The 21,936-nt window shown below is 48.0% G+C and carries 20 protein-coding genes; 6 read left to right on the forward strand and 14 right to left on the reverse strand.

All coding sequences use genetic code 11. The annotated features are described in order from the left end of the window. Positions 1–521, forward strand: a 521-nt coding sequence (locus tag VIM87_RS23595; protein WP_331999387.1) for a M28 family peptidase, incomplete at its 5' end; no start/stop codon positions are given. 40 nt (positions 522–561) lie between these two features. Further along, entirely contained in the window at positions 562–1,395 is an 834-nt protein-coding gene (locus VIM87_RS23600) for a DNA-3-methyladenine glycosylase 2 family protein (RefSeq protein ID WP_331999388.1), read from the forward strand. Here the strand turns inward: VIM87_RS23600 and VIM87_RS23605 are convergent, their stop codons facing one another. The 7 genes from VIM87_RS23605 to VIM87_RS23635 form a co-directional block, all read right to left on the reverse strand. Further along, positions 1,396–1,812: a hypothetical protein gene (locus VIM87_RS23605; RefSeq protein WP_331999389.1), complete on the reverse strand. Its 417-nt coding sequence runs from the start codon at positions 1,810–1,812 to the stop codon at positions 1,396–1,398. Positions 1,813–1,824: 12 nt separating this feature from the next. After that, positions 1,825–2,604 carry a hypothetical protein gene (locus VIM87_RS23610; protein WP_331999390.1) on the reverse strand — a complete coding sequence of 260 codons (780 nt, stop codon included), beginning with the start codon at positions 2,602–2,604 and terminating at the stop codon, positions 1,825–1,827. Positions 2,605–2,961: 357 nt separating this feature from the next. Next, the gene (recA, locus tag VIM87_RS23615) at positions 2,962–3,966 is read right to left on the reverse strand and encodes a recombinase RecA (RefSeq protein ID WP_331999391.1); all 1,005 of its coding nucleotides are present in this window, start codon (positions 3,964–3,966) and stop codon (positions 2,962–2,964) included. Between the two features lie 214 nt (positions 3,967–4,180). Beyond that, complete coding sequence (locus VIM87_RS23620) at positions 4,181–4,915, reverse strand: hypothetical protein (protein WP_331999392.1); 735 nt, start codon at positions 4,913–4,915, stop codon at positions 4,181–4,183. 12 nt (positions 4,916–4,927) lie between these two features. After that, on the reverse strand, positions 4,928–6,376 hold the full coding sequence (gene rpoN, locus VIM87_RS23625; protein ID WP_414649666.1) for an RNA polymerase factor sigma-54: 1,449 nt from the start codon (positions 6,374–6,376) through the stop codon (positions 4,928–4,930). Positions 6,377–6,489: 113 nt separating this feature from the next. Beyond that, positions 6,490–7,095 carry a ribonuclease HII gene (locus tag VIM87_RS23630; RefSeq protein ID WP_331999394.1) on the reverse strand — a complete coding sequence of 202 codons (606 nt, stop codon included), beginning with the start codon at positions 7,093–7,095 and terminating at the stop codon, positions 6,490–6,492. 54 nt (positions 7,096–7,149) lie between these two features. Then, on the reverse strand, positions 7,150–7,581 hold the full coding sequence (locus VIM87_RS23635) for a hypothetical protein (RefSeq protein ID WP_331999395.1): 432 nt from the start codon (positions 7,579–7,581) through the stop codon (positions 7,150–7,152). Positions 7,582–7,769: 188 nt separating this feature from the next. Between VIM87_RS23635 and VIM87_RS23640 the strand changes: the two genes are divergently transcribed. Continuing rightward, complete coding sequence (locus VIM87_RS23640) at positions 7,770–9,926, forward strand: S46 family peptidase (RefSeq protein WP_331999396.1); 2,157 nt, start codon at positions 7,770–7,772, stop codon at positions 9,924–9,926. Positions 9,927–10,097: 171 nt separating this feature from the next. Continuing rightward, the gene (locus tag VIM87_RS23645) at positions 10,098–10,460 is read left to right on the forward strand and encodes an IPT/TIG domain-containing protein (protein WP_331999397.1); all 363 of its coding nucleotides are present in this window, start codon (positions 10,098–10,100) and stop codon (positions 10,458–10,460) included. 76 nt (positions 10,461–10,536) lie between these two features. Here VIM87_RS23645 and VIM87_RS23650 read toward each other — a convergent pair whose 3' ends face one another. From VIM87_RS23650 to typA, 5 genes are all read right to left on the reverse strand, one after another. Further along, on the reverse strand, positions 10,537–10,941 hold the full coding sequence (locus tag VIM87_RS23650) for a hypothetical protein (protein WP_331999398.1): 405 nt from the start codon (positions 10,939–10,941) through the stop codon (positions 10,537–10,539). 8 nt (positions 10,942–10,949) lie between these two features. After that, entirely contained in the window at positions 10,950–11,462 is a 513-nt protein-coding gene (locus tag VIM87_RS23655) for an META domain-containing protein (protein WP_331999399.1), read from the reverse strand. Positions 11,463–11,684: 222 nt separating this feature from the next. Then, entirely contained in the window at positions 11,685–12,554 is an 870-nt protein-coding gene (locus VIM87_RS23660) for a hypothetical protein (protein ID WP_331999400.1), read from the reverse strand. Between the two features lie 59 nt (positions 12,555–12,613). Next, entirely contained in the window at positions 12,614–13,234 is a 621-nt protein-coding gene (locus VIM87_RS23665) for an alpha-ketoglutarate-dependent dioxygenase AlkB (protein WP_331999401.1), read from the reverse strand. A gap of 169 nt (positions 13,235–13,403) precedes the next feature. Further along, positions 13,404–15,215 (reverse strand): translational GTPase TypA, encoded by a 1,812-nt coding sequence (typA, locus tag VIM87_RS23670; RefSeq protein ID WP_331999402.1) that lies wholly within the window; start codon positions 15,213–15,215, stop codon positions 13,404–13,406. Between the two features lie 249 nt (positions 15,216–15,464). Here typA and VIM87_RS23675 point away from each other — a divergent pair, with 249 nt between their 5' ends. Continuing rightward, a complete protein-coding gene (locus VIM87_RS23675) occupies positions 15,465–16,466 on the forward strand; it encodes an alpha/beta hydrolase (RefSeq protein WP_331999403.1) in 1,002 nt (333 codons plus the stop codon). A gap of 83 nt (positions 16,467–16,549) precedes the next feature. Here the strand turns inward: VIM87_RS23675 and VIM87_RS23680 are convergent, their stop codons facing one another. Both VIM87_RS23680 and VIM87_RS23685 read right to left on the reverse strand, forming a co-directional pair. Beyond that, complete coding sequence (locus tag VIM87_RS23680) at positions 16,550–18,778, reverse strand: patatin-like phospholipase family protein (RefSeq protein ID WP_331999404.1); 2,229 nt, start codon at positions 18,776–18,778, stop codon at positions 16,550–16,552. Between the two features lie 111 nt (positions 18,779–18,889). Continuing rightward, positions 18,890–19,957, reverse strand: coding sequence for a COX15/CtaA family protein (locus VIM87_RS23685; protein ID WP_331999405.1), 1,068 nt, complete (start codon positions 19,955–19,957; stop codon positions 18,890–18,892). Between the two features lie 144 nt (positions 19,958–20,101). Between VIM87_RS23685 and VIM87_RS23690 the strand changes: the two genes are divergently transcribed. Continuing rightward, a partial coding sequence (locus VIM87_RS23690; protein WP_331999406.1) for a patatin-like phospholipase family protein occupies positions 20,102–21,936 on the forward strand: 1,835 nt, incomplete at its 3' end.

The following is a 21,936-nucleotide window of genomic DNA, read 5'->3' on the forward strand; positions in this document are numbered from 1 at the left end:
CCGTACTGCTGGAGCTGGCCCGCCAATTCCACCAGCAAAAACCGAACATTGGGGTAGACCTGCTGATGACGGATGTGGAAGATTACGGTGTAAGCGAGGAAGAGAACAGCTATTGCCTGGGTACCCAGTACTGGGCCAAACACCCGCATGTACCGGGTTATAAAGCCAACTATGGTATTTTACTGGATATGGTAGGCGGCCGCGGCACACAGTTCTTTATGGAAGCCGCTTCCCAGCAATATGCCCTGGGCCCTATGAAGGCTTTCTGGGATGTAGCCAACAAGCTGGGCTACTCTGACTTTTTCCGCTATGAAAGCAATGGCGCCGCCATTACCGACGATCATGTGTATGTGAACACCATTGCCAATATTCCTACCTTTGATATTATTGCTTTGCAGCCTAACGGCAACTTTGCACCACACTGGCACACACAGAATGATAATATGAGCGTAATAGACCGCCGTACCTTGCAGGCCGTAGGGCAAACGCTGATGCAGGTAATATATGCGCAGCCGTTTTAAGTCGTATTAATGTCATACTTCTTACTTCAAATTAAAAAGTATGCCCAAAGCTAAAGTAACAACAGCCAAATCATCAACCTCAAAAGGTTCAGCTACAAAAGGCGCGACACAACGTACTGCGCCCAAAGCAGCCGCCAGCAAGGCTGTTTCCGCTAAAGCAGCTGCATCAAAAGCAGTGAAAGCCAAAACATCTTCTGCGAAAACCGCGGCCAAACCGGCCACTATTCCTGCGCCTCCTTTGCAGGATGCTAATGCGCTATACCATCCCCATCTCAGCAAGGATAAAAAGCTGCTCACTATTATGACGGAGCTGCTACCGGCAGTGCCTGTACGAAAAAATATAGCCCTGCGCCTCATAGCCTCTATCATGAGCCAGCAGCTTTCTACCAAAGTAGCTACCGTGATCTATAACCGTTTCCTGGCGCTGTATGGTGGTAAGGAACCCACGCCGCAGCAGGTGCTGGATACGCCCGCGGCTACACTGCGCAGCATAGGGCTTAGCAATGCCAAAGTAAGCTACGTGCATAATGTAGCCCGCTTTACCGTTGAGGAAAAGCTTACCGATCAGAAATTGCAGCAGATGAGTAATGAAGAAGTGCTTGCTTATTTAACGCAGATAAAAGGGGTAGGCCGCTGGACTGTGGAGATGCTGTTAATGTTTTACCTGGGACGGGAAGATGTGTTTGCGGTGGATGACCTTGGGCTGCAGCAAAGCATGATAAAGTTATACCGCCTGGATACTTCAGATAAGAAGGCGCTGCGCCAGCGCTTACTGCAAATATCCGCCAAATGGAGCCCTTACCGCACTTATGCCAGCCGCTACCTGTGGGCCTGGAAGGATATGAAGCCCGTAGCCGGCAATGAAAAAGGCTAATTACACCTGCGACATAATATAGCTGATGGCGTTCCTGGTTTTCTCAAAAGAAAATACCTTTGCCAATACGCTTTTAAAGTGCTCTTCATCTGAGATTTCATAGAAGGTCTCTTCCAGTATAGAATAAAGTTGAAAGGGGTAAACCTGTAAGCTGCCATGTATGATCCACAATAAAGGGAACTGGTAATTACCCAGTGCCGGAACTTTTATAATGAACTCGTGCCGCAATCCGTTTGTCGTGAGCGCCTCTTTGCCATCAGTGCCCATCAGCGCGGGAGATGTTTTTATTTCAACTGTCAGAATGTTGTTACTCATTTTTGACAGATAGTTTGCCTGGTCCAGCAAGAGTGCCTTAGGCAGTGTGATCTTTTTTTCCAAAATGTCCTCCGGCCATAGATTGGGAGCAGCTTCACGCATATTGAAAATATTTTAGAGTTTATAAGCAAATTTAATCGGCAGGTGATCCGAAAAATGTTTCGCATCAATGATACCAGCTTTTGTTAAAAGGCGGGTTCCCTTTATTGCCGTTATAATATCTAAATAGTCATCATCAAAGTAATCAATCAGCTCAGGCCGCATGATCACCTGGTCAAACAAGTTCCAATGATAGCTGATCGGTTTTGCCGGACTATAGTAATGCGTTCCCGATACTTCCCCCCTTCCGAGATCTCCCAGAAAACTCCACATCGGGTTATAAAAGAAATCATAATCGATCCCATCCACTTTTCTCGACAGCCGTTTTGCGATCGCTTTTTCCATCGTGGTATGAAAACCCGTATTCTGCACCAATCCATGTTCAAAGGGGTGCATATTAAAATCGCCAAACACGACTGTTCGCTTATGTCCAACCAAACTTTCTACACTATCAATAAAGGATTTTACACCCAGCAAATATGCCGCCTGATCGTCCCCCGTCCAGTTCACTTTACTTGGCAGGTGTAAACACAACAAAGTTATGCTATTGTTCAAAACGGGCGAATATAAATCTCTGGCGGTTATACGTCTTGTTTCTGATAACAATCCCAGCAAAGAATCTTTAAATCTTGTATAGATCTGGATCTTATCACAGTTAATGCCTGCGCAAAAGTAAAAGGCATTGTTGCTGCGGTTTAATTTACGTAGTACATCCCCCGGTTTCAGGTTGCATTCAGCCAGAAATAGGAGATCAATATTTTGTTCTTCTACCAGATCATACAGCAAATCCGTCAAATCCTGGTTATTGAGGTTCCAGAAGCAAATGTTCATCGGCTAACAGGGTAATACACCGTATTCTAATATAAAAAATTAAGCTCATAAATTGTAGTGTAATCCGATATAAATTTTACGATGTTACACACTGCTGAAATAGCGCAGCGTGGCTGATTTGAGCGGGATTTGGGGTGCGTTGGAGGAGGCGGTTGCGGGCAGTGGTTTTTTGCAAAAAAATCCCCGCCCAGAAATGGGCAGGGATGATTAATTACTAACTAACCCAATGCTTATAACTAAAACTAAAACAAGTCTTTAATACAATTAATCTGTTAAATACCTTAGTTACGAGCTGCTATTAAAGCAATTCACGCTTAAATATTATTGTTGCAATTCTGCAAGCTTGGCTTTGATCTTCACCTCTACTTCGGCGGCAACTTCCGGGTTATCCAGCAGCAGCTGTTTTACCGCATCACGGCCCTGACCCAGCTTATTACCTTCGTAGCTGAACCAGCTACCGCTTTTCTGTATTACGCCATACTCCACGCCCATATCGATCAGCTCACCTGATTTGGAGATACCTTCTCCGAAAACAATGTCAAACTCTGCCTGGCGGAAGGGCGGCGCTACTTTGTTCTTCACCACCTTTACTTTTACGCGGTTACCGATAGCGGTATCCCCATCCTTTATCTGCGTCATACGGCGGATATCCAGGCGCACAGAAGCATAGAACTTCAGGGCGTTACCACCGGTAGTGGTTTCGGGGTTACCGAACATTACGCCTATTTTTTCACGCAGCTGGTTAATGAATATGCAGCAGCAGTTGGTTTTGGAAATAGTAGCGGTGAGCTTACGCAGGGCCTGGGACATCAAGCGGGCCTGTAAGCCCATTTTGCTTTCACCCATTTCACCTTCCAGCTCCCCTTTGGGTACCAGGGCTGCTACGGAGTCAATTACCACCACATCTACCGCGCCGGATAAGATCAGACGGTCGGCAATTTCCAGGGCCTGCTCACCATGGTCAGGCTGGGAGATCAGCAGGGAATCTACATCTACCCCCAGTCTTTGTGCGTAAGAGCTGTCAAATGCGTGTTCCGCATCTATAATGGCGCAGATACCACCCTTTTTCTGGGCTTCTGCAATAGTATGTATAGCAACGGTTGTTTTACCGGAAGATTCCGGACCGTATATTTCTATGATCCTGCCTTTGGGAAAGCCGCCTATACCCAGGGCAATATCCAAACCCAGTGAGCCGGTAGATATTACCTCCATAGGTTCTGTACCTTTCTCACCCATCATCATCACTGATCCTTTACCAAAATCTTTCTCGATCTTGTCCATGGTGAGGCGGAGCGCCTTCAATTTTTCTGCATTGGCTGTAGACATATAGTAAGTGTTTTTTTACAAATTTAATGGTGTGCTAAGTTATGATCTAATTTTCAATTTTCCTAAAAAATTTAGCATTTCAATTGAAATACTAAATACAGTAGCAATCTTTTCATTCCCCTCTCATTTCCGTCCCCGCTCAATTGCCATACAAAGATGCAATGCCTGCACGCAGTGAATATGCGCAGTGAAAAAATGTGTTTAAAACTAATTTTTACCCGAGAATAGAATAGGCTATGAATTGTGCAAGGATCCCTACAAAGAACCCGGCATAGATCTCTGCCGGGCTGTGGGCGGCCAGCACCAGGCGGGCGGTAGCTACCAGGCCGGCTATAAAAAAGGTGATCACCAGCGGAATGGTAACGTTTATATCCATCCCTACCATAATGGCCAGTAAAAAGCCAATAACACCGCCCCATCCCAGGGTGTGCATGCTGATCTTAACAAAGATATTACAGATGAAAGCCGCTATAACGGCCAGGAATATACCCAGGAAAAAGGCATTGAAAAAAGAAGGCGCCACCCCTTCCCGTACAAACGTATAAAAGGCCCAGAAATAATAAATGATACTGGCGATGTAGGGTATAATACGGTCGCGCTGGGAGCGCAGGTAAAAAGAATCTACAAAATGCAGCGCGCGGGAAAGCAGCACGGTCAGCAACGGAAAGAACAGGCTGATGCTGATCACCCGGAAATACAGCTTATCATATGGAAAACGCACGCTGTATTGTTTGAACGTAACAAAATATTCCGGTAATGCCTGTACGATAAAAAAGGTAACAAGGGTAGGTATAAATAAGGGATGCAGGATATAGGAGAGCACCTGTGCCACGGCCCGCATAGCTGCCGGGAATACCGGCCATTCGGGTTTGCTTTCACTCACATGCAGGGCAGATTCTTTATTCATTTTATCTGTGGTGTATAAAGTGAAAGGTGAAGACTTCTTCACCTTTCTCCTGATTTAAAGTTCTTTTCTTAACCGGGCTACCGGAATATTCAGCTGTTCCCGGTACTTGGCTACGGTACGGCGGGCTATGTTATACCCTTTATCCTGCAGCATTTTAGTAAGGTTCTCGTCGCTCAGCGGTTTACGCTTGTTCTCCCCTTCAATAAGGTCAGAGAGTATTTTCTTAACCTCGCGGGTAGATACTTCCTCCCCGCTGTCGGTAGATAAGGATTCGCTGAAGAAGAACTTGAGCTTAAAGGTACCGAACTCCGTTTGCACATATTTACTGTTGGCCACCCGGCTTACGGTAGAGATATCCAGCTGGGTAATATCTGCAATATCCTTCAGGATCATGGGCTTCATAGTGGTTTCATCCCCGGTCATAAAAAACTCCCGCTGATAATCCATAATGCTTTCCATGGTAGAGAGCAGGGTATGCTGCCGTTGCTTAATGGCATCTATAAACCATTTCGCGGCATCTATCTTTTGTTTGATGAACAGCACCGCTTCTTTCTGCCGGCGGTCTTTTTTATCGCCCCGGTCATACTCCTTCAGCATTTCACGGTACCCTTCAGATATACGCAGGTCCGGTGCGTTCTTGGAGTTCAGCGTAAGCTCCAGCTTACCATTGTTGTTGAATATAAAGAAGTCGGGCACCACGTAGCTTTCCGCCTTATTTACCGTGGCATAGTTACCACCGGGTTTGGGGGTAAGGCGTATGATCTGGTTAATGGCTTCTTTCAGCCCTTCATCTGTCAGGTTCAGGCCCTTCTGGATCTTTTCGTAGTGCTTCTTGGTAAATTCGTCAAAGTAGTTATCCAGGATCTGGTAGGCGGTTTGCACCCCTTCATCATCCTGCGGTTTGCGTTTCAGCTGCAGCAGCAGGCATTCCTTCAGGTCAGCGCAGCATACGCCGGGAGGATCAAATTCCTGGATCTTTTTAATGAGCATCCTTATTTCCTCTTCATCCGTCTGAACGTTCTGGGAAAAGGAAAGATCATCCACAATAGCGCTTATTTCGCGGCGCAGGTAACCATCATCATCAATGCTGCCAATGATCTGCTCTGCAATGCTCTGCTGGTGATCGTCCAGCTCCAGCATACCCAGCTGGCTCAGTAAATGCTCGTGAAAAGAGGTTTCCACCCGTACCGGTATGGTCTTATTTTCATCCGGGTCCGGGTAGTTATCATCACGCAGGCGGTAATCCGCTATATCGTCATCGCCTTCATTTACGTATTCTGAAATATCAATATTGTCGTACTCATTCTCGCTGCCATCCGGCTCAAACTCATCCTCCTCCCCGCCTTCTTCAGCAGTGGTGGCGGGCGCCAGCTCTTCCTGTATCTCCTTTGCAGGATCATCTTCATGGCCTTCTTCTTCCCCGTATTCCAGCGCAGGATTTTCCTCCAGCTCCTCCTTGATGCGTTCATCCAGGTTGGCAGTAGGTACCTGCAGCAATTTCATGAGCTGAATTTGCTGGGGTGAAAGTTTTTGTAATAGCTTTTGCTGTTGTGTCTGCTTTAACATAGTCTACTCATCTCCCAAATACAGGGTAAAACAATAATATCATTACTCCATCACAGATCTTCATTTACTTCCAGCTCCTCCGGCAATAACCTGAATGATTTACGGTGGTAGGGAGTTTCGCCATGTTCCCGGATGGCTTTACGATGATGCAGGGTTGGATAGCCTTTGTTCTCATTCCATCCAAAATGCGGGTACTGTGCATGCAATTGCTGCATATACTCATCGCGGTAGGTTTTAGCCAGTATGGAGGCCGCAGCAATGGAAGCATAAATTCCATCGCCCTGTATAATACATGCATGCGGTACCTGTCCATAGGGTACAAAGCGGTTACCATCTACCAGAATAAATCCCGGCTGTTGGGACAATTGTTCCAGTGCCAGGTGCATGGCCTTGAAAGAGGCCTGCAGTATGTTGATCCTGTCTATTTCTGTGTTATCTACGCTTGCTACGGCATAAAAAGCGGCTTCCTTTTCTATCACATAACGCAGCTGATCACGTTCTGCCGGTTTTAGCTGCTTGGAATCATTCAACAACGGGTGCCTGAAGCGCAAAGGCAATATTACAGCCGCTGCAAATACAGGCCCTGCAAGGCATCCCCGGCCTGCTTCGTCGCAACCTGCCTCCGGTTGTATATGTTGATGATTAATCAGTAACAAGCGCAAAAATTTGATCCCGGTAAAGTTATAAAACTATTTTATGACGCCGTAATTTTACTGGAACAGGTCCTTAAAGTCCTGTTTGAAATTAGTCCACTCCTTATCTGATTTTTTCAGCAAAGTATCAATTTTCAGCTGGGTGCTGTCCCAGGTTGCAGCGCTTGCATTTTTCAGGTCATGCAGCTTGCTGTTGATATCATTCCGCAAACCGTTCAGTTTTTTACGCGCCTCTGCACCCCGGCTGGTGCTGTCGCTTTTCAGCGTTGCCATTTTTTCATCGATCTCCCTTTTGCGCTCTTCCAGGTCGTCTGCCGCCTTTTTCTTTTGTTCTTCGAGATAATCGGCGGCGGCATGGGCTGTTTCCTTTATATCATTCCCGATCTTTTCAATGCCCTCCTTCATTTCCTCCTTCTTTTCCTGCTGGGCGCTGTTCTCCCGGCAGGCCAGCAAGGCCATTAGCATACATCCTATCAGTAACTTATTCATTTTCAGGTATTAGTTTTGCGGGCATCCCCATTTTCAACGATATACAAACAGTACAATCCGGCCACCAGGCCGGACAATTTTCCCCCTATCAAAAGGCGTTCCATTTTTTGGAACCGCCCGCTACGTATATTGTATTATCAAAAAAAAAGGTAGGTTTGAACCCTGTTTTAAAAAATTATGGACGTTTTATGAAGAGAGCCTTATTGGTTTTGACCCTGCTGCTGGCCATGCAATGCGCCAGGGCAGATGAGGGGATGTGGCTACCCTATTTACTGGGACAGCAGGTGTATGCGGATATGGTGAAGAAAGGGCTGAAACTGACCAAAGAGCAATTATACAGTATTAATAAAGCCTCCCTGAAAGATGCGATCATTATTTTCGGCGGTGGCTGCACCGGTGAGATCGTAAGCAGCCAGGGACTTATATTTACCAACCACCATTGCGGGTACGACGCTATTGCCAACGCCAGCTCCATGGCGCATAATTACCTGAAGAACGGGTTTTACGCCCATAACAAGCAGGAAGAGATCCCAGCCGGCAAACTCTCCGTACAGTTCCTGGTAAAAGTGGAAGATGTTAGCAAACAGGTAACCGATACCCTGCAAAACCTGGTTGGTGAAGAACGGCAGCAACGGCAGCAACAACTGTTCAATAACATTGTGAATGCCGCTACCAATGGCACCGGCTATGAAGCCAAAGTGGTGCCCATGTTCAAAGGCAACCAGTACCTGCTGTTCATATACCAGCGCTATAAAGATATACGGCTGGTGGCTGCCCCGCCGGAAAGTGTGGGTAAGTATGGCGGCGATACCGACAACTGGGAATGGCCCCGCCATACCGGCGATTTCTCCGTATTCCGCGTGTATACGGATAAGAACGGCGCCCCCGCAGAATATGCAGCCGATAATGTGCCGTTGAAACCCAAATACTTTTTACCGGTATCCATTAAAGGCGTAAAGGAAAATGATTACGCCATGGTATTCGGCTACCCCGGCGGCACCAACCGGTACGAAACCTCCTACGGCGTACAGCTGAAAACAACTGTAGAAAATCCGGCTATTGTAGGCCTGCGGGATATCCGGCTCAAATATATGTTTGAGCAGATGAAAAAAGATCCGGCCGTTAAACTGAAAATGGCGGCTTCCTACGCCGGCATTGCCAACTACTGGAAGTTTTATGACGGGGAAACCAAACAGCTGCTGAAATACCATGTGCTGGAAGATAAGCAGGCAGAAGAAGCAGCTTTCCAGGAATGGGCTAAAGATAAACCCCAGTACCAGCACCTGTTCAGCGACTATGCCAACGCCTACAAAGAATGGGCGCCTTATACCAAACACCGTATATACATTAACGAAGGCATTTTAGGATCGCGCCTCACGGCTTTTGCGGCCAGCCTGCAGAGTGTGGAACGGTTGCTCACGCAGCCCGACATACAGCCGGAAATGTTACAGAAAAGCTTACAGGCGGCAGATAAGGCCCGCAGCGCTTTCCTGGAAGATGAGGATAAACGCAGCGATCAGCAGATCATGGCTGCAGTGTGTCATAAGTTTTACACCGATATTCCGCAGGCCCAGCACCCTGTTGGGCTTTATGATGCGATAAAAGCCAAATTCGGCAGCCTGGATGATGATAATACCTATCGCATGTGGGCCGCTGCGGTGATGAAGAGCACCATTATTATGAATGATGATAAGTGGGCGGATTTTGTAGCTCACCCCGATGCTGCCACCCTGCAAACAGACCCGGCCTTTGCTTATGCCAGCGCATTCACCAAAAATTACGCTACCCGTTACCTGCCACTGTATAACCAGTTTATGCTGAAGAACGGCGACCTGGGCCGCCTGTACCTGAAAGGCGTAATGGAAATGCAACCGGCAAAAAAATGGTATCCCGACGCCAACTTTACCATGCGCCTCACTTACGGACAGGTAAAGCCTTACAGCCCGCAGGATGCTATTCAATACGATTATGTATGCACCATGAAAGGAGTGCTGGAAAAATATAAACCCGGCGACTATGAATTTGACCTGCCGGAAAAATACATGGACCTGTATAAGCAAAAGGATTTTGGCCCCTACAAAGACCAGAAGCGGAATGATATGGTTGTATGTTTTATTACCACCAACGATATCACCGGCGGCAATTCCGGCTCACCGGTGCTGAATGCCAGCGGGGAGCTGATAGGCCTGGCCTTTGACGGAAACTATGAAGCGCTGAGCCATAAGATCCAGTTTGACCAGGTATATAACCGCACCATTTGCGTAGACATCCGTTATGTGCTGTGGTGTATTGATAAGCTGGGCGGGGCTTCCAACATTATCAGCGAGCTTAAGCTCATGAAATAAAAAAGCAGCAGATCCGCTGAAACCAGGGCCCACCGCACAACCGGTGGGCCTTTGCATTGCAGGTAATACTACGTATTTAACAAAGTTCCGTAATAATACGCATTATCAATTCGTTACATTGCCGTAGCTTTGCATCCGTTTTAGATAACCCCAATAAAAAAATCTGTGATTATGAAAGGTAAAGTAGTGATGCTGGCCCTTATGGCCGCTTGTATGTGCTGGTTGTGCAGCTGCGATGTTAACACCCAGGCCGTTAGTAATATATCTGTTACGGTAATTCCCCATGGCAGCACCAGCACCTTTTTAGCCATTAGTGGCAAGGGTTTTAGCCGTAAAGCGGCTGAAAACAAGGTGATCATTGGCGTTAAAGATGCCAGTGTGGTAAGCGCCACCCCGCAGCGGCTGATCGTAAAAGTGCCGGGCGATGTGCAGGGTAAGCTGCCGGTTACCGTAAAGGTAAAAGAGCAAACCTCTAACATAGCATATGTGCAGTATGCTATTGCAGCCACGCTGGCAGAGGCTTTGCGCCCCTAAGCAATTGAAAATGTAAAAGTAGCATGCAGCTATTGTTAACCCCAACATCCAGGCTGCATTTACTTTTACATTTTTTTTATGATGGATCTTTCGCTTGTTTAGGGTTGTTGCCCGGCCCCGCTGCGCCGCGGATAGCACGATAATAGAACTGCTGCTTCACGATCTTCCCATTTTCCCAATGCTGCAGAAAGGCTTCCTTCAAAAACTTCAGGCCTTCTGTTTTATGATAAAAGGTGATCATCATTTCCCCCATCACTATTTGCTGCGCCTCATCCACCACCAGTGTGGGCACACGTATCACCAGCTGATCTATCTTTTCCAGGCTTTGCTGTTCCAGGCTTAACAGGCGCTGTTTACCGCGGATGGTTTCTTCATCATTTTCCTGCTGGTAAATGTTATCATCATAGTATTGTTCTATAACGGCAATGGTATTGCCTGCTTCCAGCAGCTGCTTATATGCCTGTACATCTTGCTGTAACATAAGAAGTGTTATTGGCGGTCTGTAGCCACCGGTTTATCCGTCATTCCAAACATCAGCACCACCTTGCCACTGTCGTACAGGTTCAGGGTTTGATCTGCAATGTCAAAGGTGTAGGTATGATCACTGAGAAGGCGCAGGAAGCTGCTTTCCCTTTCATTGGCTGCCTGGTCAACACAGGCCATGCGGGTGCTTATTACCTGGTTAAATTTGATCTGCTGGTTATCTGCATCATAATTACCGCCTACCCGGTTACAGCCGCCATTGCCGGAAAAGCGTTTTTGTGCGGTATCGAAGTCCAGCCATATGCCGGATTGTTCCAGGGTAGTGCCATCCAGCTGTATAAGGTTCCATCTTTTTTTCTGAATGAAGGACCAGGGATCCGGTTTATCGGCAGCGGGCGCCTGCTGGGAGGGGGCAGCGGTTACAGTAGTATCCTGTTGTTCTTTCTCTGTGGCGGTTTTGTTATTACACGTATTTGCTAACAACACTACGGTTGCAGAAAGGATCAGTTTTGTAAGCATACAGACAGGTTTTTGGTGTGGTGGAAGGTACAAAAATTGGTCCATAGTAGTCCAAGTCGATGGTCCATTGCCTTTAGCGTGGTGGTTGGTTACACGTGGTTTACAGCTTTCTTCATCTTCATAGTACGTTTTGTGCTATGAATCATAGATAACCTGCTTTTTTCTGTGCAGCTTATACCGCGCACTATGCAATGGACTATGGACCATCGGCCATGGACTAAACTACAATTTTTCAATGCGCTTCAGCACCTCTACATAATACGCGGTTTTATTAGCCGCGCTGATGGATACGATCTGCACATCATTGGCTTTCAGCATATCCAGCTTAAAGGCAGCGGCCTTTTCAAACTCCGATGGAATATAGTAGTACAGCTTATTATGCACTGGTATGGTATTGCGCTGGAACTTTTGCCGGGCGCGGTAAGTGAGCAGCCACCAGAGGTCTGTTTCCACAAAATCCAATGACAGGCCCAGGATATGTATATCCTTTGTAAAGAACAGGTCCAGCCAGGAGTAGGTGCTTACCGGCCCATGCTTCAAACGCTGTAACAGCGGCAGCCGGGGCGCCTGCGGGCTGCTGTAGGTAGTGCCGGACACCACGTAGTTACGCATTTGCTGCAGCTGCCCGCCGTAATGTTCAAAGCCCAGGTTAATGCTCATAGGATTCAAACAATCACCGTGTATATGCCAGTACTCTGTATTATGCAGCGTGTACTTACGGAAAATGCTGAAGGTGCGCTCCTTTATCAGGCTGCTGTGCCGTTCCGGCGTGCTGCCTTCCAGCGTGTATTCGTAATTGGTAGTAAGCACGTGCGCAGGCTCCAGCTCACGTATGCGGGCATGCAGCTCATTAGGGGTAATATCGCCGATCTTTTTGGCAATAAATCCTTTCAGGTCACGCTCCCGGATGTGTGACTGCTGAATGGCAGTAAGGAAGATCTCTTCATACAATAGCGGGAAGGGTTTTTTATCATCCAGCTGTACACAATTCGTTCCGCAAAAGGTAAGGATCTCCTGCAGCAGGTCTTTCCAGCTCTGCCCCCGGGAAATGTTGTTGATGTCGTTACCGACCAGTAAAATGGGGTGTTGCATAGGAATATGGTTTTATTACTGATCTGAAGGTACGTGTGCGCATTGCAGGGTATTTGCGTTCAGGGATTAATAACACGAAAGGTAAGATTTATACGGGAAGGAAGCGGCCGCGCGGTTTTGGGCACCTGGTGCTGCCAGTAATGCTGCAGGGTTCCCTTCATCAGCAGCAGGGAGCCATGCTGCAGCTCCAGCTCATACTTCAGGGTATGATCCTGTTTATACCGCAGCATAAAACGGCGGGCAGCGCCAAAATTCACCGATGCAATCACCGGGTTCATGCCCAGCTCCGGCTCATCATCCGCATGCCAGCCCATGGCGTCTTTACCATTACGGTACAGGTTTAACAGCACGCTGTTAAAATGCACGCCGGCGAGCGGTTCTATTTTCTCTTTGATCTGCAGCAGCGGCGGGGTCCAGGGTTCCGGCGTATAAGTGGTACCGGAAAAAGCATAGGCGCTGCCGGCATCTCCATGCCAGGCCATGAGGCGGGGAAACAGTATTGCTTTCCCGTACATTTTCATGGATTCCTGTTTCCAGAGGATGCCCTGTGTGAGCTCCTGGAATAAGGTATCTGCTTCCCCGGCTGAAAAAAATTGAGGGTAATATTCCAGCAGCCCGTTTTTTAGCGGAATATGATGGGAGGATGGTTCCTCCGGGAACATAGGTAGCTGTTGGTTCATGGGGTAAAGGTAGAAAAAAGGACCATGGACCATAGTCCACGGCCTGGTGCGCAGGGATATATAAAATGGAAAACAGCCTGCTGGTAAACGAAGGCTTACCAAGTTCCTGTAAAATGAAAACGGTCCACAGCCTACAGGCAGCGGACCGTTCACTATCGTCAGTGGATTATTATCCTACTTCTTCTGTTTTCATTGTTTTCTGGAACTTCTTACGCTCTTCTTCATCCAGGATGGTTTTACGCATACGGATAATGTTGGGCGTTACTTCTATACACTCATCGTGCTGAATGTATTCCATACACTCTTCCAGTGTCATCAGCGTTTTGGGTGCAATGTTGGCAGCACCGTCTGTACCGCTGGCGCGCATGTTGGTAAGCTTTTTACCTTCATTCGGGTTGACTACCAGGTCGCCGGGTTTGTTGTTTTCGCCAATGATCATGCCTTTGTACACTTCTTCTCCCGGATCTACGAAGAAAAAGCCACGGTCCTGCAATTTATCCAGGGAGTAAGCGGTGGTAGAACCGGCTTCCTTGGCAATCAGCACACCGTTGTTACGGCCGGGGATGGGGCCTTTCCAGGGTTTATAATCGTTAAAACGGTGCGCCATTACAGCTTCACCGGCAGTAGCGGTCAGCATCTGGGTACGTAAGCCTATCAAACCACGGGAAGGGATTTCAAATTCCAGGTGCTGCATGTCGCCTTTGGTTTCCATGATCAGCATCTCACCTTTACGGCGGGTTACCAGGTCAATTACTTTACTGGCAAATTCCTGCGGAACATCTACCACCAGGGTTTCATACGGCTCATGCTTTTTACCGTCGATGGTTTTCACAATTACTTTGGGCTGGCCCACAGTAAGCTCATAACCTTCGCGGCGCATGGTTTCTATCAACACGCCTAAGTGTAAGATACCGCGGCCAAATACCATGAAGGTATCTGCACTATCTGTATCCTGTACACGCAGGGCCAGGTTCTTTTCTGTTTCCTTCATTAAACGGTCGCGCAGGTGGCGGCTGGTCACAAACTTACCATCCTTACCAAAGAAGGGTGAGTTGTTAATACCAAACTGCATGTTCATGGTAGGCTCATCCACACTGATCACCGGTAATGCTTCCGGGTTTTCAAAATCGGCAATGGTATCGCCAATGTTGAAATCTTCAATACCTACTACGGCGCAAATATCGCCCGGCAGCACTTCTGTTACTTTCTTCTTACCCAGGGATTCAAAGATGTACAGCTCGCGTACGCGGGTCTTTTTAATACCATCTGCCTGCACCAGGGAAATGGGCTGGTTTTCTTTAATGGTGCCGCGGGTTACTTTACCTACGGCAATACGGCCCAGGAAGGAAGAGTAATCCAGGGAGGTGATCTGCAGCTGCAGGGTACCTTCGGCTATTTTAGGTTCCGGAACAAATTCCAGGATACCATCCAGCAGCGGGGTAATATCTTCACATTGGGTCAGGGAATTATTAAACCAGCCGTTCTTACCGGAACCATAGAAGGTGGGGAAGTTCAGCTGCTCTTCCGTTGCATCCAGGTTAAAGAACAGATCAAATACAGCATCGTGTACTTCATCCGGGCGGCAGTTAGGTTTATCTACCTTATTAATAACCACAATGGGTTTCAGGTTCAGTTGCAGGGCTTTTTGCAGCACGAAACGGGTTTGCGGCATGGGGCCTTCAAAGGCGTCCACCAGCAGAATTACACCGTCGGCCATTTTCAGTACACGCTCTACCTCACCGCCAAAGTCGGCGTGGCCCGGTGTATCAATTACATTGATCTTGGTGCCTTTGTACTCTACAGAAGCGTTTTTACTGAAGATGGTGATCCCACGTTCCCTTTCCAGGTCGTTACTGTCCATGATCAGGTCACCGGTTTCCTGGTTGGCCCGGAAAACGTTGGTCTGATGGAGGATCTTGTCTACCAGGGTGGTTTTACCGTGGTCTACGTGCGCAATAATAGCTATGTTACGGATATTCATATAAGTCTTGTGCTATAGAAATTTACAGGGGCATTAAGGCCGTCTGTGTAAACGAAGGCGCAAAGGTACTAAAATATGTGGAAAGAATGGGGGAAAGTGCTTTAAATAAATGTGATCAAGATGTTAATGTTTATATTATAATTGAATACTATGATTATGAGGAGGTTGCAGGGCTGCGGCCGGTAATATCTTTGTTCTTTGCACGGGCATCAGTTTTGTACTAACCTACCAACTGTTAAAAATATTCCCATGCACTTCAAAAAATATTACCTCTTAGCATCCTTATTATGTTACTTTACCGGTATCATGCAAGCCCAAACCATTCCCCCGCAGGACGCTACCCTTTCCCGCTACAATTACCCTTACCCGGTTCATTATATTACCTTAAACATACAGGGCCAGCACCTGAAAATGGCCTATATGGATGTGCAGCCCGCCCAGCCCAACGGGAAGGTGGTAATGCTGCTGCATGGCAAGAACTTTTGCGGCGCCTATTGGGACAGTACCGCGGCAGACCTGCGCAAGAACGGCTACCGCGTTATAATCCCTGATCAAATAGGCTTTGGCAAATCAGCCAAACCGGCCCACCTGCAATACAGCTTTCAGCTGCTGGCGCAAAATACAAAAGCCGTACTGGATACCCTTCACATCACCAAAACTGCGGTACTGGGACATTCTATGGGTGGCATGGTAGCTGTACGTTTTGCATTGATGTTCCCGGAGCTAACGGAAAAGCTGATCCTGGAAAATCCCATTGGCCTGGAAGACTGGAAGGTAAAAGTGCCCTATCAATCCGTGGATAAGTGGTACCAGTCTGAATTAAAGCAGGATTATGAAAAGATCAAACAATACCAGCTGGATAATTATTATGCCGGGCAGTGGAAACCCGCTTATGAAAAATGGGCACGGCTGCTGGCCAGCTGGACCCAGGGGCCTGATTACCCGCGGGTAGCCTGGAATGCAGCGCTTACCTACGATATGATCTTTACCCAGCCGGTGTATTATGAATTTGAGCACATTCAGGCTCCTACCCTGCTGATCATTGGCCAGCGCGACCGTACTGCCCTGGGCAAAGCCAGCGCGCCGGAGGAGGTTCGTAAAACTTTAGGTAATTACCCCGAGCTGGGTAAAAGCGCCGCTGAAAGAATACCGCATGCCAGGCTGGTACCCATTGATGGTGTTGGCCATTTGCCGCATGTTGAGGCTTATGAGCAATTTATAACTGCATTGCAAGCGTTCCTGAAGGAGTAAGCAACAAATACCAGCACATTAACACATTAGCATATCAGCACATTCCTTTCATCTGCACATTTGCATATCTGCACATCTGCACATCATTTCATCAGCTTCAGCACATAATCAAATGAAGCCTGGTTGGCGGTATTATCCAGGGCGCCGGCAATATCCATCTTTTCACGGGAGGTCAGGTGCCAGCTAAGAGCGGCCGCCTTATCTTCCTTCTGCGGCACATACTGGAAAATGATGCGGTGGAATTTTTCGGGAAAATATCCTTCCATATAATTCACCTGGTTATCCTGCTCAAAGTCCTGCATGGCGCTCCAGTGCTGCTGCATGGTGAACAGCGGGTCAAAAATGAGGTTGCTCAGCGTTTTTGTTTTTTCTATGGGGCGTATGTCGTTCTTACGGGTATCGCGCACCTGTATGTACACTACCCCGCTGGTGTTTTCGTTTATCCACTCCCGGAAGGTATATAAAAAGCGCAGGTTGGTTTCCTGCCCAAAATTATCGCGGATGCCGGCATCCATTACATCCACAATGGGATCACTGGGCAGGAATACATTGGGCAGCACATAGGGAAATGTAGCGCACATACGTATGGCGCTGGTAACGCGCAGGTCCATGGCATGCTGGGCTGCAAAATACTGGGTAAAGTCCACCCCATCCACATCCCGTACTGCGCGGGTAGGGTATTTATACTCCGGCGCGCATAAATAGCTAATGGGTTGCGGGGAAATTAACAGGCGGCGGCCATCTGCATTAATAGTGGCATTCCAGATCAGCATGGGTATAATGGCCCGCTTTTCCGGCAGCTGGTAATCCCGTATGGTTTTCTCCAGCACATGATCCGTATTATCATTCAGCTGCATTTCAAAGGCATAGCCACGGTCTTTGGCGTAGCGGTTGGCGCCTATTTTAAAAGAGCGGAAAGGCGTGATAAAATCATTTACTGCCAGCGCGGAAAAAACAGAGTTCAGCAGGTCGCGGGAAATGCGTTCCGTGTAGGCAGTGTCCTGGATATTTACGGGCTTGCCCTGCCGTTTCAGGTGGTAAAGCTCCCGGTAGTAAGAGGCGCCCATCATACCCCCAGAAGCGCCGGTGAGCAGCATGGTATGGTCCATGAGGGAGCCATGGGTAAGCGTATCCAGGCGTTGCAGCACGTTCATTGACCAGGTGGCGGCCCGTATGCCGCCGCCGCTGAAGTTCATTACAACCAGCCGGGGCTTTTTACCGGGCGGAAATTTAGCCTTCCATTGTTCCAGTATTTTAAGGGTGCTATCCTTATCCTTCCTGGCCCGCTGCTCTGAAAAAAACTGCTGCAGGCTGTTTACATCATACGCCGGCCGTTCTTTGGGCTGCCGGTAGTTTAAGCCATAGGCTTTATTGCGGTTATCCAGCAGGTTATTCACCGTCATCCAGTTCAGCACGAACATCATTACCAGCAAAACCGGTATGGCCCAGGTTTGCAGCAGGTAGGCGTAAGCGCCGGCTATGCCTATCAAAAAGGCAAAGAACACCATTACACTGGCGCCGGCAGGGATCCGGCAAACATTGTAATCCATTAAAAAAGCCAGTATCACCAGGCATACCAGGGCGCAGCCTACGGTGATCATGGCGGCAAAATGGTGCTGCTTTAAAATGCTGTCCAGGTAATGTTTATTATAGTGATCCACATTCCGGGCGCGGCGGATCCTGAAGGGGGAAGAAAAATAGTTGTGCACGGGCAGCGCGTTTTCATCATGCTCCTGACCGGGTTTCAGCACCGTCCTCAAAAAATTACGTGGGTTGCCAAAGCGGCGCTCCAGGCGGCGGCTAATGTTCTTATCGGCATTAAAAAAGTAAAAGAACGAGAAAAAGATCACGAACAATACCCCGCAAATAAAACCCTCTGCCAGCAGCAATATTTCCGGTACAGTGCTTAGCTGCTGGTAGCGCTGGTACTGCCAGCCCCGCACCAGCAGGCATATGAGAAATGTAAGCGGGATAATTGAATTATTTAAGCAATAACGGAAAAACGGCTGGGAGGTAGTGGCCAGGAATTTAAAACGGCTGGTATGCAGTATAAAGGTGGTAATGTTCCAGCTCATAATGAAAAAGCCGGTAGCCAGGCCCAAAAGGGTGGTACTGTAAAAATTTACATTACCCAGGTATTCCGGCGCCAGGTACAATGCATCGCCCCCAAATACTTTGGCAAAACCACCGTTAATGGTACTGAAAAAAATTGCCCAGAAAATAAGCAACACCTGGTACTTGCGAAAGTGCAGCAACAGCAGCTGTATAGGGAAGGAGTAGTAAGTTTTAACCAGCAGTAGTTTCAATTTCACTTGAAGTAGTTTGATGTCCTCATGGTCAAGTGAAACGTCCGTTTGGTATTTAGCGGGTCCGTTTCTTCCCCAAACCAATTGCAGATAAACTTACGAAAAAATAGTGGTATGTTATGAGTGAACAGGCTTACCTGTAAGCGCCGGTTTTCCACTACTTAAGAACAGGGTCCATACCAATGCCAGTAATAATAACATGCCGGTGAACTGGTGCAGTACAGCCAGCAGCAGCGGAATCTTCACCACGCTGCCCATTACCGTTAATACCCCTAATAATACCTGTAACAATACCAGCAGCAAAGGCAGGTAACGAATACGGTGCAAACGGCTGTAAACCGGTGTTTTAGCGGCATTCCACCACCAAATGGCCACGCCAATAGCTATCAGGTAAGCCAGGCCCCGGTGAATGAATTGCACGGTAATATGGTTCTGCGTTATGCTTTCCAGGAAACCGCCCTGCTGCATACCGGCGGGCCACCACATGCCGTTAATATCCGGCCAGGTGCTGGCAGCCAATGCGGCGTGCAGGCCTGCCATAAATGCGCCATAGATCAGCTGCAGGGTTAATAATACCAGCAGCCAGGCATTTAACCTGCGCAGGGAAGGGGAATAAAGTATAGCCGTTGCCGGTGTGCTGATCTTCAGCGCAAACCACAGCACATAACATAACAGCAGCAGCGCTGCAATGAAATGTGCGGCCAGGCGAATGTGGCTCACGTACAAATTCTCCTCATTCAAACCGCTCTTTACCATGATCCAGCCAATAGCGCCCTGCAGGGCCCCCAGCAGGAACAGGATGATCATGGGATTTACCATGCTCCTGTCTATCTTCTTTTTTATAAGGAAATAAATGAACGGCACTGCGAACACAATACCCATCAGCCGGGCCCAGTCGCGATGCAGCCATTCCCAGAAATAAATGGCCTTAAAGTCAGATAAGGTGAAATGGCTGTTCACATAGGTGAACTGCGCAATTTCCTTGTATTTATCAAAAGCAGCCTGCCAGGCTTGTTCATTCATAGGCGGCAGGGCGCCCAGAATGGGCTTCCACTCTGTAATAGACAAGCCCGAACCGGTAAGGCGGGTAATGCCGCCCAGTAATACCTGTATAATGATCATGCCTACGCCTGTATATAACCAGATGGCTACAGGACGGTGCTGCTGCAGTGTGCTTTTTTCCATAAACGCTGCAAAATTAGGTCAATTTGCAATTGGAAGTGAATAACTGTATGCGGCTGTTCCGGAAACAAGCACTCCCGTTTTTAAAATTTGTTGCCTAATTTGAGCGGAGGGAATAACTGATTGTCATATCCAAAGCCTTCAGGTATGTTACTATCACTTTACAGAAAGGCCATACATTGCCTGCGCCAATTCACCGTTTACCTGCGCCTGTTCTCTGTATTTGCAGCGGCTATTATATTACTGATGCTGGCAGCCTGGTGTTTCTGGCGGCTTCCGCAGGGTATAGATATTATTGTAAAGGCTACCGAAACAAGGTGGAGCGGTATGGTGGTTTTACTTATGCTGTTCTTCTGGGCTTATGTAAACTGGTACTCCGGCCGTATAGTTGCTTACCGTAAAGATCTGCAGTACGGCTGTTTTAAAGGCTGGCTATCGCGGCAGCTTATTTCACACCTGCCGAGGATACTGGGCTATTTATGTTTTGCGGTTACTGCGCTGGCCATTTTGCAATGCCCTGTGGGCATAGGCCCGCTGGGCAGCTGGTTATGGGCGCTGCTGGGCCTGTACCTGTTATTATATATTGGCATCAGCTATTTAATGATCCGCTGGGGTAATACACTGCGCAAACGCAAAAAATTAATGCTCGTTTGTACTGTGCTGCTGGTATCTATTTTTGTGGCTATTGTATTATGCGGGTGGCTGAATACAGTAGCTTCCCTGGTGGCAGGCATTACCTGGATGCAATATGCCGCCCTGTTCCTGGTAAATAACCGCAGCAAGCTGGTGCTGCGCAGCAACCGGTGGACGAACCCCTTGTTTGTACGCGTGCTTAAAACCGTGTGGAACAATCATAAAAAAAATAACAACAGGTCCAGAACGGCAGAGGAAGCGCTGCTGTTTGTAATTTTCAATGTTATTTCCGTACTGGCCACCATCTGTTATTTTACCGCTATTTTTTACCTGCCTTTCGCCAACCTTATTGGCAGCTTTCCCTTTGCCTTGCTGGCTTTGGGCGTGCTGCTGGGTTTCTTCAATATCATCTCGCTGTCGTCCATGCTATCAGGCATTAATGTAACAGTGGTATATATTGTGCTGCTGGTGATCATTGGTTTTATATTTGAGCCGCACTATGCACGTATTATAAAAGACCGTGAAAACAATACCCAGCTGTTTGATAAGCGGCAGCACCTGCAGGAATATTTTATTAATTGGGTGCAGCAGCGGCAGGCCATTATACAGCGCGATAGTATTTACCCGGTATTTTTTGTGCTGGCAGATGGGGGCGCCTCCCGCTCCGGCTACTGGACTGCCGCGGTGCTCAGCCGCCTGGAAGAAGGCTCCAACAGCCAGTTCTCAAAACACCTGCTTTGCCTTTCCGGCGCATCCGGCGGCAGTGTAGGTAACAGCACCTTCTTTGCTTTACTGCAAAAACGCGACAGCATTTACCGCAGGCAGCGTACGCTGTTAGGCGAAGCGCAGGATTATCTGAAATCCGATTTTTTAACATATACCCTTGCGCGTATGATGGGGCCGGACCTGTTCCGTCCTGTATTCCCTTTTCCTTTTGTGTATGACCGTGCTGCAGCGCTGGAATATGCCATTGAAAACGCCGCGCCGGATTCTGTGATCATGCGCAAGGCATTTGAGCAAAGAATGTCGGCGCTTGTAACCCGGCAGCAGGATAGCGCCTACACCTTACCCATATTATGTATTAACACCACCCGCATGCAGGATGGCGCGCCCGGTGTAGTAAGCAACATTAACATTGATTCTACCATCTTTGGCAAGCGGATAGATGTGTTAAGCCTGTTGCAACCCGGGGAAGATATGCGCCTGAGCACTGCAGTAGTATTAGGTGCGCGCTTTCCATACATAAGCCCTGCCGGCCGCATACACGACAGCTATTTTGTAGATGGCGGTTACTTTGATAATTCAGGCGCCGGTGTGGTACATGAAATGATCTTAAAGCTAAACCAGTG

This window comes from Chitinophaga sp., from assembly GCF_036569125.1.
GTDB lineage: Bacteria > Bacteroidota > Bacteroidia > Chitinophagales > Chitinophagaceae > Chitinophaga.

What these genes read in the sequence shown, in the direction of transcription:
- VIM87_RS23600 (WP_331999388.1), top strand. Translation starts at nt 562, where the DNA reads ATGCCCAAAGCTAAAGTAACAACAGCCAAATCATCAACCTCAAAAGGT.
- VIM87_RS23605 (WP_331999389.1), bottom strand. Translation starts at nt 1,812, where the DNA reads ATGCGTGAAGCTGCTCCCAATCTATGGCCGGAGGACATTTTGGAAAAA.
- recA (WP_331999391.1), bottom strand. Translation starts at nt 3,966, where the DNA reads ATGTCTACAGCCAATGCAGAAAAATTGAAGGCGCTCCGCCTCACCATG.
- rpoN (WP_414649666.1), bottom strand. Translation starts at nt 6,376, where the DNA reads ATGAAATTGCTGCAGGTACCTACTGCCAACCTGGATGAACGCATCAAG.
- VIM87_RS23635 (WP_331999395.1), bottom strand. Translation starts at nt 7,581, where the DNA reads ATGAATAAGTTACTGATAGGATGTATGCTAATGGCCTTGCTGGCCTGC.
- VIM87_RS23640 (WP_331999396.1), top strand. Translation starts at nt 7,770, where the DNA reads ATGAAGAGAGCCTTATTGGTTTTGACCCTGCTGCTGGCCATGCAATGC.
- VIM87_RS23645 (WP_331999397.1), top strand. Translation starts at nt 10,098, where the DNA reads ATGAAAGGTAAAGTAGTGATGCTGGCCCTTATGGCCGCTTGTATGTGC.
- VIM87_RS23650 (WP_331999398.1), bottom strand. Translation starts at nt 10,941, where the DNA reads ATGTTACAGCAAGATGTACAGGCATATAAGCAGCTGCTGGAAGCAGGC.
- VIM87_RS23655 (WP_331999399.1), bottom strand. Translation starts at nt 11,462, where the DNA reads ATGCTTACAAAACTGATCCTTTCTGCAACCGTAGTGTTGTTAGCAAAT.
- VIM87_RS23660 (WP_331999400.1), bottom strand. Translation starts at nt 12,554, where the DNA reads ATGCAACACCCCATTTTACTGGTCGGTAACGACATCAACAACATTTCC.
- VIM87_RS23665 (WP_331999401.1), bottom strand. Translation starts at nt 13,234, where the DNA reads ATGAACCAACAGCTACCTATGTTCCCGGAGGAACCATCCTCCCATCAT.
- typA (WP_331999402.1), bottom strand. Translation starts at nt 15,215, where the DNA reads ATGAATATCCGTAACATAGCTATTATTGCGCACGTAGACCACGGTAAA.
- VIM87_RS23675 (WP_331999403.1), top strand. Translation starts at nt 15,465, where the DNA reads ATGCACTTCAAAAAATATTACCTCTTAGCATCCTTATTATGTTACTTT.
- VIM87_RS23685 (WP_331999405.1), bottom strand. Translation starts at nt 19,957, where the DNA reads ATGGAAAAAAGCACACTGCAGCAGCACCGTCCTGTAGCCATCTGGTTA.